The sequence below is a fragment of the Nocardiopsis sp. YSL2 genome (assembly GCF_030555055.1).
In the GTDB taxonomy this organism is placed as follows: Bacteria; Actinomycetota; Actinomycetes; order Streptosporangiales; family Streptosporangiaceae; genus Nocardiopsis.
In genome coordinates, this window is record NZ_JAMOAO010000001.1 from 3,952,634 (window position 1) to 3,969,646 (window position 17,013).

Sequence of the window (17,013 nt, forward strand, 5' to 3'; positions counted from 1 at the left end):
CGTCGGACACGAGAGAACTGGGAGTCACGCCCAAATGGCGATGAAGGTGGCGCTGCTCGGATGCGGCGTTGTGGGTTCGGAAGTCGTGCGCCTGGTCAACGAGCAGGCGGAGGAACTGGCCGCGCGCGTGGGTACGCCGATCGAGATCGGCGGGATCGCGGTCCGGCGCATGGACCGCGACCGCGGTGTCGATCCGGCGCTGCTGACCACCGACGCCACGGGACTGGTGACGCGCCCCGACATCGACGTAGTGGTCGAGGTGATCGGCGGCATCGAGCCGGCGCGCTCGCTGATGCTCGCCGCGATGAAGGCGGGCAAGTCCGTGGTGACCGCCAACAAGGCGCTGCTGGCCGAGGACGGCCAGACGCTGCACGCCGCGGCGCGTGACGCCGGGGTGGACCTGTACTACGAGGCGGCGGTGGCCGGCGCCATCCCGCTGCTGCGCCCGTTGCGCGACTCCCTGGCGGGGGACCGGGTCGACCGGGTGCTGGGCATCGTCAACGGCACCACGAACTACGTCCTGGACCGCATGGACTCCCTCGGCGCCGGGTTCACCGAGTCGCTGGAGGAGGCCCAGGCGCTGGGCTACGCCGAGGCCGACCCCACCGCGGACGTCGAGGGCTTCGACGCCGCGGCCAAAGCCGCGATCCTGGCCCGCCTGGCCTTCCACACCCAGCGGGTCACCGCGGCCGACGTGCACCGCGAGGGCATCACCGGGGTGTCGGCCGCCGACATCGCCAGCGCGCGCGACATGGGGTGCGTCGTCAAGCTCCTGGCCATCTGCCAGCGCTCGCAGGACGGGGAGTCCGTGGGCGTGCGCGTCCACCCGGTGATGCTGCCGGTCGAGCACCCACTGGCCGGGGTCAAGGAGGCCTACAACGCGGTGTTCGTGGAGGCCGAGTCGGCGGGCCGGCTGATGTTCTACGGCGCGGGCGCCGGGGGCACGCCGACCGCCAGCGCGGTCCTGGGCGACCTGGTCGCCGTGGTGCGCAACCGGATTGCCGACACCTCGGTGGCCGAGGGCGCCCACGACACGGGCCTGCCGGTCCACGACATGGGCCACACCATCACCAGCTACCACGTCTCCCTGGACGTGGCGGACCGCCCCGGTGTGCTCTCCAAGGTCGCCGAGGTCTTCGCCGACCACGGCGTGTCCATCAAGAACGTGCGCCAGGAGGGCAGCGGGGACGACGCCCAGCTGGTCCTGGTCAGCCACCCGGCTCCGGACTCCGCTCTCAGCAGCACGGTGGAGCGGCTGCGCGGCCACGACATGGTCCGCGAGGTCGCCAGCGTGATGCGCGTGGAGACCTTCGCCGACTGAGCCCCCGGCCCTCGTTCTCACATTTTGAGACGTGGGGGCCGGGATTCGAGATACCCGCCACGGGGTCATAGACTCGTGGCAGGTCGGGGCGCCGCCGGCGAGGCGGGCGCAACCGACTCCAGCGCGTCAAGCGAAGCCGCATCTCACCCGAAAAGGACACAGTCGTGAGCATGGCACGGGCCTGGCGAGGGGTCGTCGAGGAGTACCGCGACCGCCTTCCCGTCAATGAGAACACCCCCGTCGTCACCCTTCAGGAGGGCGGCACGCCCCTGCTGCCTGCCACGCGCGTCTCCGCCCTGACGGGCTGCGAGGTGTTCCTGAAGGTGGAGGGCCTCAACCCCACCGGGTCCTTCAAGGACCGCGGGATGACGATGGCCATCACCAAGGCCGCCGAGGACGGCGCCAAGGCGGTCATCTGCGCTTCCACCGGCAACACCAGCGCGAGCGCCGCCGCCTACGCCATCCGAGCGGGCATGACGTGCGCGGTGCTGGTGCCCCGCGGCAAGATCGCCATGGGCAAGCTGGCCCAGGCCCTCGTCCACGGCGCGCGCCTGCTCCAGGTCGACGGCAACTTCGACGACTGCCTGGAACTGGCCCGCAAGCTCAGCGTCGACTACCCCGTCGCCCTGGTGAACTCGGTCAACCCCTACCGCCTGCAGGGGCAGAAGACCGCGGCCTTCGAGATCGTCGACGCCCTCGGCGACGCCCCCGACGTCCACTGCATCCCCGTGGGCAACGCGGGCAACATCACCGCGTACTGGATGGGCTACGGCGAGTACGCCGACGACGGCGTCTCCACGCGCCGCCCCCGGATGCTCGGCTTCCAGGCCAGCGGTTCCGCGCCGATCGTCGACGGGGCGCCCGTCACCAGCCCGAGCACCATCGCCACGGCTATCCGCATCGGCAACCCGGCCTCGTGGAAGCTGGCCGAACAGGCCCGCGACGAGTCCGGCGGGCTCATCGACAAGGTCACCGACCGCCAGATCATGGCCGCCTACAAGCTCCTCGCCGCCGAGGAGGGCGTCTTCGTCGAACTGGCCTCCGCGGCCAGTGTCGCCGGACTCCTCCAGGCCGTCGAGGCCGGCCAGGTCGAGCGCGGCAGCCGGGTCGTGTGCACCGTCACCGGCAACGGCCTCAAGGACCCCGACTGGGCGCTGGCCGGGGCCTCCTCCGCCACCACCGTCCCCGTCGACGCCCTGGCCGCGGCCAAGGCCCTCGACCTCGTCTGAGGTCCGGGCGCCTTGAGCACGGGAACCTGCGGCCCGGCCGGCGCCCTCACTGTGCTTGCGGCTTCGCTTCGCTCCGCGGGCACCGGCTCTGAAAGGACGAAGTGAACCCAACACGACCCACCAGGGTGGTCGTCCGCGCGCCGGCCACCAGCGCCAACCTCGGTCCGGGCTTCGACGCCCTGGGCCTGGCGCTGCGGCTGGACAACGAGTTCGACGTCCGTCGGCGCGAGGACGACGACCTGCGCGTCGAGGTCGCGGGGGAGGGCGCCGGAGAGGTCCCGCTGGACCGGCGCCACCTCGTGGTGCGTGCGATGCGCGAGACCTTCGAACGGGCGGGGGAGAAGCTCCCCGGCCTCGACCTCGTCTGCGTCAACAGGGTGCCGCACGCCCGGGGCCTCGGCTCGTCCTCCTCGGCGATCGTGGGCGGCGTCGCCGCCGCCAGCGCCCTGCTGGGCCGGACGGGGCCCGACGGCGGACCTGACCGCGACGGGATCTACCAGATCGCCGCGGACATCGAGGGCCACCCCGACAACGTCGCCCCGTGCGTGTTCGGCGGCTACACGGTGGCCTACCGCGACGGCGACCGGTGGGGCGCGGTCTCGCTCACGCCCGACCCGCGCGTCCTGCCGGTGCTGTGCGTGCCCGAGTGGCGGCTGTCCACCGAGCGGGCCCGCGGGCTCCTCCCGGAGACCGTCCCCCACGGGGACGCGGCCTTCACCGCCGGGCGCGCCGCACTGCTCACCGCGGCCGTTTGTGGCCATGTCGCGGACCTGTACGCGGCCACCGAGGATCGGCTACACGAGTCCTACCGGGCCCCCGCGATGCCCAGGACCCTGGAACTGGTTCGTGACCTGCGCGAACGGGAGGGTCTGCCCGCGGTGGTCTCCGGGGCGGGGCCCACGGTGCTGGTGCTCTGCACGGTGGGCGAGGGAATCGCGAGTGAGGAATCGCCGGAAATCGTCCAGCAGATTGATTCGATCAGTCGCAGGACGGGTAATGATTGGGACATACGCCCCCTGCTCGTTGAGCCGGCGGGGGTGCGGACCCCATCTCCCCATTCGTAGCACCTGTGTCGAGGAATAGCCGTGGCCTCTGGTGATGTTAGGCTAGGTGAAGCACCAGATGCCCCGTTGCGGGGCAAGTGCTCATCCGCCACAGCGGCTTCCGCGTCCCATACTCCGGTGGTCCGTTCTCACGACCTTCCGGAAGCGGCGGCCACTGTGTCGAGTCAGCGGTTTCCCCGCGACTGTGCCAATGTCTCCCCAGTGCGCTTCTCCCCGGATGAGCGTGCCACCAGGGTTGACCGGCAACACCACCGAGCCATCCGCCCCGACGTCTGGCTGTACCCAGAGCCCGCCGCGATTGGGTAGGGGACCGTCTACCGCCGGTTTCCGACATCCACGTGGGGCACGCCCTACCCGGCTGCCTGCCGGTTCGCACCATCGGGCCGGCCGCTCCAGCAGAAGCTGACGGCCGAAGCCCGCTCCTTGGGAAGGACCCTTAGTGAGCGACACCACCGAACTCCACACGGACGCGGCGGTCGACAGCAAAGCCACCACCGACGCTTCCGCGGCGGAGGCTGGCGATGCCGCGCCAACTGGTGCGTCGGCGCCGTCGCGGTCCCGCGCCGCGTCGCGCGGTACCGGGCTCGCGGCGCTGAAGCTCCCCGAGCTGCAAAAGCTCGCGTCGAGCCTGGGCATCACCGGTACGGGGCGCATGCGCAAGAGCGACGTGATCGCGGCGATCGAGGCCAAGGGGGGAGGCCCCGCCGGGGCTCCGGCCAAGGCCAAATCCCCAAAGAAAGCCGACGCGGCGCCCAAGACCGGTAAGGTCGAGGAAACCGACGGCCAGACCGAGGCTCGTACCCCCGACACGTCGGGCACGGACGAAGCGCCGCGCAAGCGCGCGGACGAGCGTCCGTCGGACCAGGCCGTGACCGACTCCCAGGGCGCGCGGGGCGACAAGCCGCCCCGCAACCGTCGGTCGTCCCGCAGGCGCGGCGACGAGTCCGGCGAGAAGGCCCGATCGGTGGACGGCACCGACTCCTCTACCACCGCGAGCAGCGTGACCAAGACATCCAGCACCCCCCAGAAGAACGGCCCCGACACCTCCGAGGACCGTGACACCAGGTCCGGGCAGGGTCGAGAGCGCCAGCGCAACCGTCGCAACCGCAACCGGGGTGGTGACGACCAGCAAAGCTCCTCCGGCGGCCAGCAGGGCGGCGGCCAGAACCAGGGCCGCGGCGGAGGCGGCCCCAGCGACGATGACGACTTCGGCGGCGGACGCCGCCGCGGACGGCGTCGCGACCGTCGTGACCGGCGCGGGCGCGGAGGCGGCGGCCAGGAGCCGGAGCCGGTGATCGGTGAGGACGACGTCCTGCTGCCGGTCGCGGGGATCCTCGACATCCTGGACAACTACGCCTTCGTGCGCACCACCGGCTACCTGCCCGGGCAGAGCGACGTCTACGTCTCGCTCGCCCAGGTGCGCAAGCACGGCCTGCGCAAGGGCGACCACATCATCGGTGCGGTCCGCCAGCCCAAGGAGGGCGAGCGCAAGGAGAAGTTCAACGCCCTGGTGCGGCTGGACTCGGTCAACGGCATGTCGCCGGACCAGGCCAAGGGCCGCCAGGAGTTCTCCAAGCTCGTTCCCCTGTACCCGCAGGAGCGCCTGCGCCTGGAGACCGAGCCGGGCATCCTCACCACCCGCATCATCGACCTCGTCGCGCCTATCGGCAAGGGCCAGCGCGGTCTCATCGTCTCGCCGCCCAAGGCCGGCAAGACGATGGTGATGCAGTCGATCGCCAACGCGATCACCGAGAACAACCCCGAGTGCTACCTGATGGTGATCCTGGTCGACGAACGGCCCGAGGAAGTCACCGACATGCAGCGCACGGTCAAGGGCGAGGTCATCCACTCGACCTTCGACCGTCCGGCCGAGGACCACACGGTCGTCGCCGACCTGGCCATCGAGCGGGCCAAGCGCCTCGTGGAGATGGGCATGGACGTCGTCGTCCTGCTGGACTCGATCACCCGCCTGGGCCGCGCCTACAACCTGGCCGCTCCGGCCAGCGGGCGCATCATGTCCGGTGGTGTGGACTCCACGGCGCTGTACCCGCCCAAGCGCTTCTTCGGCGCGGCCCGCAACATCGAGGGCGGCGGCTCGCTGACCATCCTGGCGACGGCGCTGGTGGAGACCGGCTCCCGTGCCGACGAGGTGATCTTCGAGGAGTTCAAGGGCACCGGCAACATGGAGCTCAAGCTCAACCGGAGCCTGGCCGACAAGCGGATCTTCCCGGCCGTGGACGTGGACGCGTCCAGCACCCGTAAGGAGGAGATCCTGATGTCGCGCGAGGAGCTGGCCGTCGTCTGGAAGCTCCGCCGGGTGCTGCACGCCCTGGACACCCAACAGGCCATCGAGCTGCTCCTGGACAAGATGCGTGAGTCCAAGAGCAACGCGGAGTTCCTGATGCAGATCCAGCAGACGACCGTCGGGCCCGAGCGCGACCGCTAGCCCGCAGTCCGTCGACGGCCCCCTTCCCGAACCGGGGAGGGGGCCGTCACGCGTGCTCCCGCCCGTCCGGGGCGGGCGTCCACCGACGGCGGTGGGAATAGGGACTGGTCCCGGCATGGTTGTCGGTCTGGCAAACTGGTAGCAGGGACTCGGCCTGCCTCCCCGCGAGGGGACGGCCCGCCGGCCCCACCACCTGGAACAGCGCGGCACCGGTTCGCGCGTGTCCGCAAGCGATCGCACCACCCGACCGGTGGTGGTGCGCGCGGCATGCGTCCGGCGGCCGCCCAAGCAAGGAGAAGCACATGAAGGCCGACATCCACCCCGAGTACGTGGCGACCGAGGTGACCTGCACCTGCGGGGCCCACTTCATCACCCGCAGCACGATCACCGAGGGCAAGCTGCGCGCCGACGTGTGCTCCGAGTGCCACCCCTTCTACACCGGCAAGCAGAAGATCATGGACACCGGTGGCCGCGTCGCCCGCTTCGAGAAGCGCTTCGGCAAGCGCAAGTAGCGCCGCCCGCTGCCCCCGTGGCGCCGACCGCGTCGGCGCCACGGGGACCGGATCGGCCCCGCACGGGGCGAGACACAGGGCAGGCAAGCGAACAAGGCGGCAGATGTGGCAGAACTGAAGCTGGACGACCTCCTGGGGGAGTACTACGAGCTGGAACAACAGCTCGCCGACCCCGAGGTGCACGCTGACCAGGGCAAGGCTCGGACACTGGGTAAGCGCTACTCCCAGCTCACGCCCATCATCGAGTCCTATCGCGCGCTCCGGGAGGTCGAGAGCGACATCGAGGCCGCGCGCGAGCTCGCCGCCGAGGACTCCTCGTTCGCAGAGGAGGCCGACCGCCTGACCATCGAGGCCGAACAGCTCACCGAGCGCCTGCGCGTCCTGCTGGTCCCCCGCGACCCCTCCGACGACAAGAACCTCATCATGGAGGTCAAGGCCGGAGAGGGCGGTGAGGAGTCCGCGCTCTTCGCGGGCGACCTCGTGCGCATGTACCTGCGCTTCGCCGAGCGCCAGGGGTGGAAGACCGAGATCATCGACGCCACCCACTCCGACCTCGGCGGCTACAAGGACATCACCATCGCCTTCAAGAACCGTGGCACCCCCGAGCCCGGTTCCGGCGTGTGGCCCCAGCTCAAGTTCGAGGGCGGCGTGCACCGTGTGCAGCGTGTCCCCGTCACCGAGTCCCAGGGCCGCATCCACACCTCCGCGGCGGGCGTCCTGGTGGTCCCCGAGGCCGAGGAGATCGAGGTCGCGATCCAGGACAAGGACCTGCGGATCGACGTCTACCGCTCCTCCGGGCCCGGTGGACAGTCCGTCAACACCACCGACTCCGCGGTCCGCATCACGCACCTGCCGACCGGCATCGTCGCCTCGTGCCAGAACGAGAAGAGCCAGCTCCAGAACAAGGAGCAGGCGATGCGCATCCTGCGCGCCCGCATCTACGCCGAGGCCCAGGCCAGCGCGGACGCCGAGGCCGCCGCCGAGCGCAAGAGCCAGGTCCGCACCGTGGACCGGTCCGAGCGCGTGCGCACCTACAATTTCCCGGAGAACCGCATCTCCGACCACCGGGTCGGCTACAAGGCCTACAACCTCGACCAGGTCCTCGACGGGGACCTGAGCGGAGTCGTCAAGGCCCTGGTGGACGCGGACACCAAGGAGAGGCTCGAAGCAGCTCAATCATGAACTTCCTGCTCGACGAGGTCGCCCGCGCCACACTGAGGCTCGCGGAGGCCGGAGTGGCATCGCCCCGGACGGACGCCGAGGAGCTCGCGGCGTTCGTGCACGGTGTCCGTCGAGGGGAGCTGCACTCGGTCGGCGACGGCGACTTCGACGCCCGCTACTGGGAGTGCGTGGCCCGCAGGGAAGCACGCGAGCCCCTCCAGCACATCACCGGCCGCGCCTACTTCCGGTACCTGGAACTCCAGGTCGGCCCCGGAGTGTTCGTGCCGCGGCCGGAGACCGAGATCATGGTCGACTGGGCGATCGAGACCCTGCGCGCCATGGACGTGGCCGACCCGCTGGTCGTCGATCTCGGCGCCGGTTCGGGGGCCATCGCCATCTCCATCGCCCAGGAGGTGCCGCGCTCGCGCGTGCACACCGTCGAGATCGACCCCGGAGCGCTGGCCTGGGCCCGCCGCAACATCGACTCCAGCGGCCACGCCGACCGGGTCACCGCCCATCAGGGCGACCTGCGCACCGCCCTGCCCGAGCTCAACGGACGCGTCGACCTGCTCATCAGCAATCCGCCCTACGTCCCCACCCGCGAGGCCGGGGCGATCCCGCCGGAGGTCCGCGACTACGACCCCGCGCCCGCGCTCTGGTCGGGTGAGGACGGGCTCGACATGATCCGCGACCTGGAGGCCGTCGGCCGCAGGCTGCTGCGTCCCGGCGGTGCCATGGCGGTCGAGCACCACGACGGGCAGGGCATCGACATCCCCCGGCTGTTCCCCGAGGACCAGGGCTGGCGCGACGTCCTCAACCGCAAGGACATGGCCCGGCGCGACCGCTTCGTGGTCATGCGCCGCGCCGACGGGGACGGCTGACGTGCCACGGGCCGGGGACACGTTTCCTCCCGGACCTGTACCGGGTTTCCACACAAGGAGTTCTAGGTGAGCCGCATCTACGACTGCGCGGACGAGACGGCCCGCAAGGACGGCATCGTCGACGCCGCGTCCGCGGTACGCAAGGGTGAGCTCGTGGTTCTTCCCACGGACACCGTGTACGGCATCGGGACCGACGCCTTCAGCCCCAAGGCGGTGGCCGACCTGTTGGCCGCCAAGGGCCGCGGCCGGGAGATGCCGCCGCCGGTGCTGGTCGGGTCCATGCGCGCGGCCACCGCGCTCATCGACGACCTGGGCACGCACGGCCGGGACCTGATGGAGGAGTTCTGGCCCGGTCCGCTGACCCTCGTGTGCACCGCGACCCCGAGCCTGTCCTGGGACCTCGGCGACACCAAGGGCACCGTGGCCGTGCGCATGCCGATGGACCCCGTCGCCCTGGAGCTGCTCAAGGAGGTGGGGCCGATGGCGGTGAGCAGCGCGAACAAGTCCGGGCAGCCCGCGGCGGCCACCATGGAGGAGGCCCTGGAGCAGCTCGGGGACCAGGACATCGCGGTCTACCTGGACGGCGGTGAGAGCGAGGCCCCCGTGGCCTCCACGATCGTGGACCTCACCTACGCGGTCCCGCGCGTGCTGCGTGCCGGCGCGATCTCCATCGAGCAGCTGCGCGGTGTGTGCGGTACGGTCATCGGCGAACTGCGCAAGGGCCGGACCAAGCCCAAGCCGGTGGAGTCCGAGGAGTCCGGAGCCGAGGCCGAGACGGCCGACGCGGCGGCCGCCGGGGCCGAGCCCCGGGCCGCGGCCGAACAGCCCGGGACCAGCGAGCCCAGCGCCGAGGAGACCGCCTCCGCGGAGTCGGCTTCCCCCGGCTCGGCGCCCGTCGGCCCCGAGGGCGACGCCGACGGCCGCGGGGACCAGGACGCGGCAGGGCAGGCCCCGAACGGCGAACGTTCCGACAACTAGAGGGGCCCAGCGGTGCGGGAGTACGCGCTCACCTTCGTCATCGCGGCCGCGGTGACCTATCTGCTCGTGCCGATCGTCCGGCGCTTCGCGATCGCCTTCGGCGCCACCCCGCCGGTGCGCGACCGCGACGTGCACTCCGAACCGATCCCGCGGCTGGGCGGCCTGGCCATCTACGGCGGTTTCGCGGCGGCGCTGCTGATCTCCGCGCAACTCCCGCACCTGCAGAACGTGTTCGTCGCCGACACCTGGCTCGGCCTGCTGCTGGCGGGCGGACTCATCACCGTGATCGGCGTCATCGACGACCGCTGGGGCATGGACGCGCTGAGCAAGCTCGCCGGGCAGGTCGCCGCCGCGGGCATCCTGGTGGCCCAGGGCGTGCAGCTGCTGTGGCTGCCGCTGCCCGGCACCCAGCTCTCCCTGGGCCCGTGGCTGGGCGCGATGATCTCGGTGCTGCTCATCGTGGTGACCATCAACGCGGTCAACTTCGCCGACGGCCTGGACGGCCTGGCCGCGGGCATCGTCGGCATCTCGTCCACGGCGTTCTTCGCCTACTACTACGTGGTCGCGGTGGAGCAGGGCTTCGTCCGCCAGTCCTACCCGGCGATGATCGCGATCATCCTGGCGGGCACCTGCGCCGGGTTCCTCTTCCACAACTTCCACCCCGCGCGCGTGTTCATGGGCGACACCGGGTCGATGCTGTTGGGCCTGCTGCTGACCTCCATCACCATCACCGTGACCGGTCAGTTCGACGCCAACACGGCGCGGGAGGGGTTCAGCTCCGGCCTCGTGGTGTTCCTGCCCGTGGCCCTGCCGCTGCTGGTCATCGCGCTGCCGCTGGCCGACCTCGTGCTCGCCGTGCTGCGCCGGCTCCTGGCCGGGAAGTCCCCGTTCGCGCCCGACCGCGGGCACCTGCACCACCGGCTGCTCGACATGGGGCACAGCCACGTGCGCGCGGTGCTGCTGATGTACCTGTGGGCGGGGATCGTGGCCTTCGCCGCGGTGTCGCTGTCGGTCTTCGACTCCCCGGTGATCGTCCTGACGGTGACCGCGCTGGTCGGGGTGTGCGCGGTGGGGCTCATCGCCCTGCCCCGACTGCGTCGTCGCGGTCTGCTCCCTTGGGACCGGCGGGACACGGCACGGGCGACGGCAGATCACGATTCGTCATCTGATGCCTGAACGAGCGGTGACGGCCGGTGCCGAAGCGGACACGTCTGACCTGCAAGATCACCGTCGGGACGAATGTGGCCAAGGCGACAATCGCGGCGGAAGCCGCCTGGAGCGGCGCCTTCGGGGAGCGTTAAGGTCTCGTTAAGGAACCCTGGGATATGGCACCAAAAACCTTGTGATAGCTTTCACGAGCAGGTACCCACTGAACCCCACGGAGCTCTCGCATGCAGGAACACGACGCCCGGATTCTCCGCGGCGCCGCGCTTCCGACGGCCGTCGTCGGCGTGGTCGCCATGATCGTCGGCTTCGCTCTCTCTGGACTCCAGGGAGTGTACGGCGGGCTCTTCGGGGTTGGGTTGGTCATCGGTGCCTTCGCCGTCTCCGCCTTCGTCATCTCGTGGACCGGCGGCCGCCGACCGGAGCTGCTGCTCCCGGTGGCGTTCCTGGTCTACACGACGAAGCTCGGCATCCTCTTCGTCATCCTCCTCATGTTCAAGGGAACGACGGCTCTGGACACCGACGTCTTCGTCTGGACGGCTCTGGCCTGCATCATCACGTGGCTGGCCGCGCAAGCGGTCGCGGTGAAGCGGAGCAAGCAGCCGACGATCGTCCCCGCGAGCGAAGACGACGCGCCGGTCACCGAGGACAGTGAGGCACACCGGTGAGCCCGCGTTGGCGGGGCGGTGTGCACGGCCTTCTGACCTACTGCTATCTTCCGGAGCGAGATGAACGAGCACCGAAGCGCGAAGGACGCCGCTTCCGACACGGAGCCGTCGAGCGCCAACGGGATCACTCTCGTCTCGTATCTGCTGGGGGGCCTCGCCTTCTGGGGCGGCGTGGGCTGGGTCGCGGATCAGTTCCTGGGATTCTCCGCCCTGTTCCTGCCCATCGGTCTGGGGCTCGGCTTTGTCGGGTCGATCTACCTCATCTACACCCAGCACGTCCGGTCCTGACCGAACATCCAGCTGCGTTCGCCCGCGTCGAGCGCGGAACCGCACTGAACACAACATCGAGGATTGAGTTGCGTCACGACGAAAGGGATCGCCGTGGGTGCTGACGTGAGCGTCGTCGCGGCGTCCGAATCAAGCTGCAAGATTTTCGGCGACGGTTGTGGTTTCGAGGCTCCGAGTGTCAGCCTCTTCTTCCCCACGCCGTGGCTCGACTTCGGCCTTCCCGGTACCTCCGGCCTGAACAAGTACTACCTCGTCGCGGTCGTCGCACTGCTGATCGCCGCGGCTTTCTGGTACTTCACCACGCGCAAGTCCAAGGTCGTCCCCAGCCGCGGTCAGAGTGTGGCCGAACTGCTGGTCACCTTCCTGCGCGACCAGGTCACCCGGACCGCGATCGGCAAGGAGGGGGACAAGTTCCTCCCCCTGATGGTGACCCTGTTCATCTTCATCTTCTCGATGAACGTCATGGGTCTCATCCCCGGCCTCCAGCTGCCGGTGACCTCCAACCTGGCCTTCCCCGCGGTCCTGGCCATCTTCATCTTCCTGCTCTGGAACATCGTGGGCATCCGCCGCCACGGCGCGGCCGGACACTTCAAGGCACGACTGATCCCCAGTGGTGTCCCTCTGTGGATCCTGCCCATCGTCGTTCCGATCGAGGCACTGTCGAACTTCATCATTCGACCGGCCACGCACATGATCCGTCTGTTCGCGACCATGTTCGCCGGGCACCTGCTCCTGGCACTGTTCGCCGCGGCCGGCTTCTACATGTTCAACCCGCTCTCCGAGATGGGTGCCGGCTTCGGCGCGATCTCGGTCGGCTACTCCGCCATGGCCCTGCTCGGCTTCCTGGTCTTCACGGGCTTCGAGCTGTTCATCATGGCGGTGCAGGCCTACGTTTTCGTCCTCCTGTCCTCCATCTACCTGGGTGAGGCCCTGGAGGGCGCGCACTAGGGTGCGGCCTCCGGCCGACTCAGTCGCGTATGCACGACCCCGTTCAATTCATCTCGTCAGTCCGGCATCGACCATGATCGTCGGCGTGTAGTAAAGGGAATATCAAATGGAAATCGCTGGCAGCCTGAACTCCATCGGTTACGGTCTCGCCGCCATCGGCCCCGGCATCGGCGTCGGTCTCGTCTTCGGCATGGGCGTCCAGGCGATCGCCCGTCAGCCCGAGGCCCGCGGCATCCTCCAGGGCCAGATGATCTTCGGCTTCGCGGTCATCGAGGCGCTGGCCATTCTCGGCTTCGTTCTCGCGTTCGCCGTCTAGTCGCAAGGTCATACGAACGCGAAGGGGATGCCAACCATGTATTTGGCAGCTGAACAAGAGAACGTCCTGCGTATTCACTGGGACGAGTTCACCTTCGGTCTCATCGCCTTCCTCATCATCCTCGGCGTCGTCTACAAGATGTGGCCGAGGCTGACCAAGGCGCTTGACGAGCGTGCCGACCAGATCGAGGGTGGCATCGCTCGCGCTCAGAAGGCCGAGGCCGAGGCGGACGAGATCCGCCAGCAGTACAAGGAGAAGCTCGAAGAGGCGCACCGCGAGTACGCCCAGGAGCTGGAGAAGGCCAAGGAGCAGCGCGCGGCGATCATCGCCGAGGCTCGCGAGGAGGCCCAGGTCGAGGCGCGTCGGATCATCGAGGCCGCCCAGGCCCAGATCGAGGCCGACCGCCAGCAGGCCGTGGTCCAGCTCCGCAGCGAGATCGGGGCGCTGTCCACCGAGCTCGCGACGCGCATCGTCGGTGAGACGCTGAACGACGACGCGGCCCGTTCGCGCGTGGTGGACCGGTTCCTGGAGGAACTGGAGCAGAGCGAGAGCGCGCAGCAAGCCGAGGTGCGCTGATGCGTGGTATCAGCCGTTCCTCCCTGGCCGAGGTGACCCGGCGCCTGGACGAGAACGTCCTGGCGTCGGCGGGCGCCGGCCAGTACGCGGTCTCCCTCGGCGGCGAGCTCTTCGAGGTCGTCGCCCTGCTGAGCGGCGAGCACTCCCTCCGCCGCTGGCTGGCCGACCAGTCCAACCCGACCGAGCACAAGACCGCCCTGGTCGGGCAGCTGCTGGAGCAGAAGGTGTCGCCGTCCACGGTCATCGTGGTCAACGACGTCGTCCAGCAGGACTGGTCCACCCCGCGTGACATGGTCGACGCCGTCGAGCGGATGGCGGTCTACGCGACCGTCGCCTCGCTGGAGGGCACGCGCCTCGACGAGCTCGAGGACGAGCTGTTCCGCTTCGGGCGGATCCTCGCCGCCGAGCCCGCGCTGCGCTCGGCCCTGACGCGTGACGGTGTGTCCGCCGGGCAGCTCAACACCCTGGTCGAGAACCTCCTCTCGGGCAAGGTGAACTCCGCGACGCTGGCCCTGGTCAGTGAAGCCGTCACCCGTCCGCGGGGTCGTACCCTGGAACAGGCGCTCGACCACTTCGGTCAGCTGGTCTCCGAGCGGGCCCAGCGCTACGTCGCGGTGGTCCGCACGGCGCAGGCTTTGACCGAGGCGCAGCAGGCACGTCTGAAGGACGTCCTGACCCGCAAGTACGGTCGCGCGATCCACCTGAACATCGACGTCGTCCCCGAGGTCCTGGGCGGTCTCTCCATCCAGGTGGGTGACGAGGTCATCGACGACACCATCGCCGGGCGCATCGCTGAGGTCCAGCGCCGTCTGGCTGGCTGACACACGCGAACAACGCAAAGCAAGCACGCACGGCGCCGGCCCGGCGCCATTTGAGAGCAAGGACAACGTAGAGATGGCGGAGCTGACGATCCGGCCGGACGAGATCCGGGACGCGCTACAGCGCTTCGTCCAGTCGTACGAGCCTGATGCCACCCGCGCGGAAGAGGTCGGAACCGTCACCTACTCCGGTGACGGCATCGCCCGCGTCGGTGGCCTTCCCTCGGCGATGGCGAACGAGCTGCTGAAGTTCGAGGACGGCACCCTGGGCCTGGCCCAGAACCTTGAGGTCGGCGAGATCGGTGTCGTGGTGCTGGGTGACTTCACCAGCATCGAGGAGGGCCAGAAGGTGCGCCGCACCGGACAGCTCCTCTCGGTGCCGGTGGGTGACAACTTCCTCGGCCGCGTGGTGGACCCCCTGGGTGCCCCCATCGACGGCAAGGGTGAGATCGAGACGACCGAGCGTCGCGACCTGGAGCTCCAGGCCGCGACCGTGATGGAGCGGCAGCCGGTCCACGAGCCGCTGCAGACCGGTATCAAGGCGATCGACACCATGACGCCGATCGGCCGCGGCCAGCGCCAGCTGCTGATCGGTGACCGGCAGACCGGTAAGACCGCGGTCGGTATCGACGCGATCATCAACCAGAAGGCCAACTGGGAGTCGGGCGACCCCGACAAGCAGGTGCGCTGCATCTACGTCGCGATCGGCCAGAAGGGCTCCACGATCGCCGGCGTCCGCGGCGCGCTCGAAGAGGCCGGCGCGATGGAGTACACCACCATCGTCGCCTCCCCCGCTTCGGACCCGGCGGGCTTCAAGTACCTGTCCCCGTACACCGGTTCGGCCCTGGGCCAGCACTGGATGTACCAGGGCAAGCACGTCCTCATCGTCTTCGACGACCTGACCAAGCAGGCCGAGGCCTACCGTGCGGTCTCCCTGCTGCTGCGCCGCCCGCCGGGCCGCGAGGCCTACCCGGGTGACGTCTTCTACCTGCACTCCCGGCTCCTCGAGCGCTGCGCGAAGCTCTCCGACGAGCTGGGCAAGGGCTCGATGACGGCGCTGCCGATCATCGAGACCAAGGCGGGCGACGTCTCCGCCTACATCCCCACCAACGTCATCTCCATCACCGACGGTCAGGTCTTCCTGGACTCGGACCTGTTCAACCAGGGCCAGCGTCCGGCGATCGACGTCGGTGTGTCGGTCTCCCGTGTCGGTGGCGCGGCGCAGACCAAGGCCACCAAGGGCGTGTCCGGCACGCTGCGCCTGGGCCTGGCCCAGTACCGCGAGCTGGAGGCGTTCTCCGCCTTCGGTTCCGACCTGGACGCCGTGTCCAAGCAGCAGCTGGAGCGCGGCGCGCGGATGATGGAGCTGCTCAAGCAGGGCCAGTACTCGCCCTTCTCCATGGAGAAGACGGTCGTGTCGATCTGGGCCGGTAACACGGGCAAGATCGACGAGGTCCCGGTGGAGGACGTCCGCCGCTTCGAGGAGGACTTCCTGGCCTACCTCGACCGTGAGCACAAGGGCATTCTCGACAACATCCGCGAGAGCGGGAAGTTCGAGAAGGAGACCCAGCAGGCGCTCGAGAGCGCCATCGAGAAGTTCAAGCAGGGCTTCCAGACCTCCGCCGGCACTCTGCTGGGCGCCGAGGCCGAGGCCGAGGCGCTGGAAGAGGACGAGGTCGGCCAGGAGACCATCAAGGTCGCCAAGGGCGGGAAGTAACCCATGGGTGCACAGCTTCGCGTCTATCGCCGGAGGATCCGCTCGACGAAGTCGATGGCGAAGATCACCCGTGCGATGGAGCTCATCGCAACGACGCGCATCACCAAGGCGCAGCGTGCGGCGGAGGCTGCCGGACCCTACGCGCGGGAGATCACGCGGGCGGTCTCCGCTCTGGCCGGCCGGGTGACCGATCACCCGCTGCTGACCGAGTCGGAGAACCCGACCCGTGCGGCCGTCCTGGTCATCACCAGTGACAAGGGTCTGGCCGGGGCCTTCTCGACCAACGCCCTCAAGGAGGCCGACTCCCTGTCCCAGCTCCTGCGGGAGCAGGGCAAGGAAGTCATCACCTACATGGTGGGCCGCAAGGGAGTGGGCTTCTACAAGTTCCGCGACCGTCCGGTCGAGGCCGCGTGGGAGGGCTTCACCGAGCGTCCGACCTACGCGCACGCCCAGGAGATCGGCTCCGCCCTCATGGAGAAGTTCGCCATGGACACCGCCGACGGCGGTGTCGACGAGATCCACGTGGTCTCGACGGAGTTCGTCTCGATGCTGACCCAGCGGGCCCAGGCCGTCCGGGCCCTGCCGCTGGAGGTCTACCCGGTGCCGCTGGAGGAGCTCAAGGCCGCCCACGGGGGCGAGGCCCTGCCGCTGTACGAGTTCGAGCCCTCCGCGGAGGAGGCCCTGGACCAGCTGCTTCCGCAGTACGTCACCAACAGGATCTACTTCGCCCTCCTTGAGTCCTCCGCCTCCCAGCAGGCGTCCCGTCGCGCGGCCATGAAGGCCGCGACCGACAACGCCGAGGAACTCGCCAAGAACCTGACCCGACTGGCCAACCAGGCGCGTCAGGCCGAGATCACCAACGAGATCAGTGAGATTGTCGGCGGTGCCGACGCGCTCTCTGCTGCCAGCGCGGGAAGTGAGTAACA

Annotated in this window: 17 protein-coding genes; all 17 read left to right on the plus strand. The window is 69.4% G+C overall.

The features are described from left to right. Positions 1–34: 34 nt before the first annotated feature. The 17 genes from M1P99_RS17525 to M1P99_RS17605 all read left to right on the plus strand — a co-directional run bounded on the left by M1P99_RS17525 (position 35) and on the right by M1P99_RS17605 (position 17,011). A complete protein-coding gene (locus M1P99_RS17525) occupies positions 35–1,321 on the plus strand; it encodes a homoserine dehydrogenase (RefSeq protein WP_304453685.1) in 1,287 nt (428 codons plus the stop codon). Positions 1,322–1,491: 170 nt separating this feature from the next. Beyond that, on the plus strand, positions 1,492–2,550 hold the full coding sequence (gene thrC, locus M1P99_RS17530; protein WP_304455734.1) for a threonine synthase: 1,059 nt from the start codon (positions 1,492–1,494) through the stop codon (positions 2,548–2,550). A 125-nt stretch (positions 2,551–2,675) separates the two neighbouring features. After that, entirely contained in the window at positions 2,676–3,614 is a 939-nt protein-coding gene (gene thrB, locus M1P99_RS17535) for a homoserine kinase (RefSeq protein WP_304455735.1), read from the plus strand. A gap of 439 nt (positions 3,615–4,053) precedes the next feature. After that, the gene (gene rho / locus M1P99_RS17540) at positions 4,054–6,060 is read left to right on the plus strand and encodes a transcription termination factor Rho (protein ID WP_304453686.1); all 2,007 of its coding nucleotides are present in this window, start codon (positions 4,054–4,056) and stop codon (positions 6,058–6,060) included. Positions 6,061–6,362: 302 nt separating this feature from the next. After that, entirely contained in the window at positions 6,363–6,572 is a 210-nt protein-coding gene (rpmE, locus tag M1P99_RS17545; protein WP_053618285.1) for a 50S ribosomal protein L31, read from the plus strand. Between the two features lie 114 nt (positions 6,573–6,686). Next, positions 6,687–7,754 carry a peptide chain release factor 1 gene (gene prfA, locus M1P99_RS17550; protein ID WP_304455736.1) on the plus strand — a complete coding sequence of 356 codons (1,068 nt, stop codon included), beginning with the start codon at positions 6,687–6,689 and terminating at the stop codon, positions 7,752–7,754. Further along, positions 7,751–8,614: a peptide chain release factor N(5)-glutamine methyltransferase gene (prmC, locus tag M1P99_RS17555; RefSeq protein WP_304453687.1), complete on the plus strand. Its 864-nt coding sequence runs from the start codon at positions 7,751–7,753 to the stop codon at positions 8,612–8,614. Before prfA ends, prmC begins: the two co-directional genes overlap by 4 nt. Positions 8,615–8,680: 66 nt before the next feature. Beyond that, positions 8,681–9,592 carry an L-threonylcarbamoyladenylate synthase gene (locus M1P99_RS17560; RefSeq protein WP_304453688.1) on the plus strand — a complete coding sequence of 304 codons (912 nt, stop codon included), beginning with the start codon at positions 8,681–8,683 and terminating at the stop codon, positions 9,590–9,592. Positions 9,593–9,604: 12 nt separating this feature from the next. Beyond that, positions 9,605–10,768: a glycosyltransferase family 4 protein gene (locus M1P99_RS17565; RefSeq protein WP_304453689.1), complete on the plus strand. Its 1,164-nt coding sequence runs from the start codon at positions 9,605–9,607 to the stop codon at positions 10,766–10,768. A gap of 215 nt (positions 10,769–10,983) precedes the next feature. Next, entirely contained in the window at positions 10,984–11,424 is a 441-nt protein-coding gene (locus M1P99_RS17570; RefSeq protein ID WP_304453690.1) for a hypothetical protein, read from the plus strand. 60 nt (positions 11,425–11,484) lie between these two features. Continuing rightward, positions 11,485–11,712 (plus strand): hypothetical protein, encoded by a 228-nt coding sequence (locus M1P99_RS17575; RefSeq protein ID WP_304453691.1) that lies wholly within the window; start codon positions 11,485–11,487, stop codon positions 11,710–11,712. Between the two features lie 93 nt (positions 11,713–11,805). Next, positions 11,806–12,660, plus strand: coding sequence for a F0F1 ATP synthase subunit A (gene atpB, locus M1P99_RS17580; RefSeq protein WP_304453692.1), 855 nt, complete (start codon positions 11,806–11,808; stop codon positions 12,658–12,660). A gap of 106 nt (positions 12,661–12,766) precedes the next feature. Continuing rightward, on the plus strand, positions 12,767–12,976 hold the full coding sequence (gene atpE / locus M1P99_RS17585; RefSeq protein WP_053618290.1) for an ATP synthase F0 subunit C: 210 nt from the start codon (positions 12,767–12,769) through the stop codon (positions 12,974–12,976). A gap of 36 nt (positions 12,977–13,012) precedes the next feature. Next, a complete protein-coding gene (locus tag M1P99_RS17590; protein WP_304453693.1) occupies positions 13,013–13,552 on the plus strand; it encodes a F0F1 ATP synthase subunit B in 540 nt (179 codons plus the stop codon). After that, positions 13,552–14,373, plus strand: a complete 822-nt coding sequence (locus tag M1P99_RS17595; protein ID WP_304453694.1) for a F0F1 ATP synthase subunit delta — start codon at positions 13,552–13,554, stop codon at positions 14,371–14,373. The genes M1P99_RS17590 and M1P99_RS17595 overlap by 1 nt, the downstream gene beginning before the upstream one ends. A 73-nt stretch (positions 14,374–14,446) precedes the next feature. Further along, entirely contained in the window at positions 14,447–16,087 is a 1,641-nt protein-coding gene (gene atpA, locus M1P99_RS17600; RefSeq protein WP_304453695.1) for a F0F1 ATP synthase subunit alpha, read from the plus strand. 3 nt (positions 16,088–16,090) lie between these two features. Continuing rightward, positions 16,091–17,011 carry a F0F1 ATP synthase subunit gamma gene (locus M1P99_RS17605; protein WP_304453696.1) on the plus strand — a complete coding sequence of 307 codons (921 nt, stop codon included), beginning with the start codon at positions 16,091–16,093 and terminating at the stop codon, positions 17,009–17,011. Positions 17,012–17,013 lie beyond the last annotated feature (2 nt).

Coding starts and splice junctions, on each gene's coding strand:
- M1P99_RS17590 (WP_304453693.1), top strand. CDS start 13,013: ATGTATTTGGCAGCTGAACAAGAGAACGTCCTGCGTATTCACTGGGAC.
- atpE (WP_053618290.1), top strand. CDS start 12,767: ATGGAAATCGCTGGCAGCCTGAACTCCATCGGTTACGGTCTCGCCGCC.
- M1P99_RS17525 (WP_304453685.1), top strand. CDS start 35: ATGGCGATGAAGGTGGCGCTGCTCGGATGCGGCGTTGTGGGTTCGGAA.
- atpA (WP_304453695.1), top strand. CDS start 14,447: ATGGCGGAGCTGACGATCCGGCCGGACGAGATCCGGGACGCGCTACAG.
- thrC (WP_304455734.1), top strand. CDS start 1,492: ATGGCACGGGCCTGGCGAGGGGTCGTCGAGGAGTACCGCGACCGCCTT.
- M1P99_RS17575 (WP_304453691.1), top strand. CDS start 11,485: ATGAACGAGCACCGAAGCGCGAAGGACGCCGCTTCCGACACGGAGCCG.
- M1P99_RS17570 (WP_304453690.1), top strand. CDS start 10,984: ATGCAGGAACACGACGCCCGGATTCTCCGCGGCGCCGCGCTTCCGACG.
- prmC (WP_304453687.1), top strand. CDS start 7,751: ATGAACTTCCTGCTCGACGAGGTCGCCCGCGCCACACTGAGGCTCGCG.
- M1P99_RS17605 (WP_304453696.1), top strand. CDS start 16,091: ATGGGTGCACAGCTTCGCGTCTATCGCCGGAGGATCCGCTCGACGAAG.
- rpmE (WP_053618285.1), top strand. CDS start 6,363: ATGAAGGCCGACATCCACCCCGAGTACGTGGCGACCGAGGTGACCTGC.
- M1P99_RS17595 (WP_304453694.1), top strand. CDS start 13,552: ATGCGTGGTATCAGCCGTTCCTCCCTGGCCGAGGTGACCCGGCGCCTG.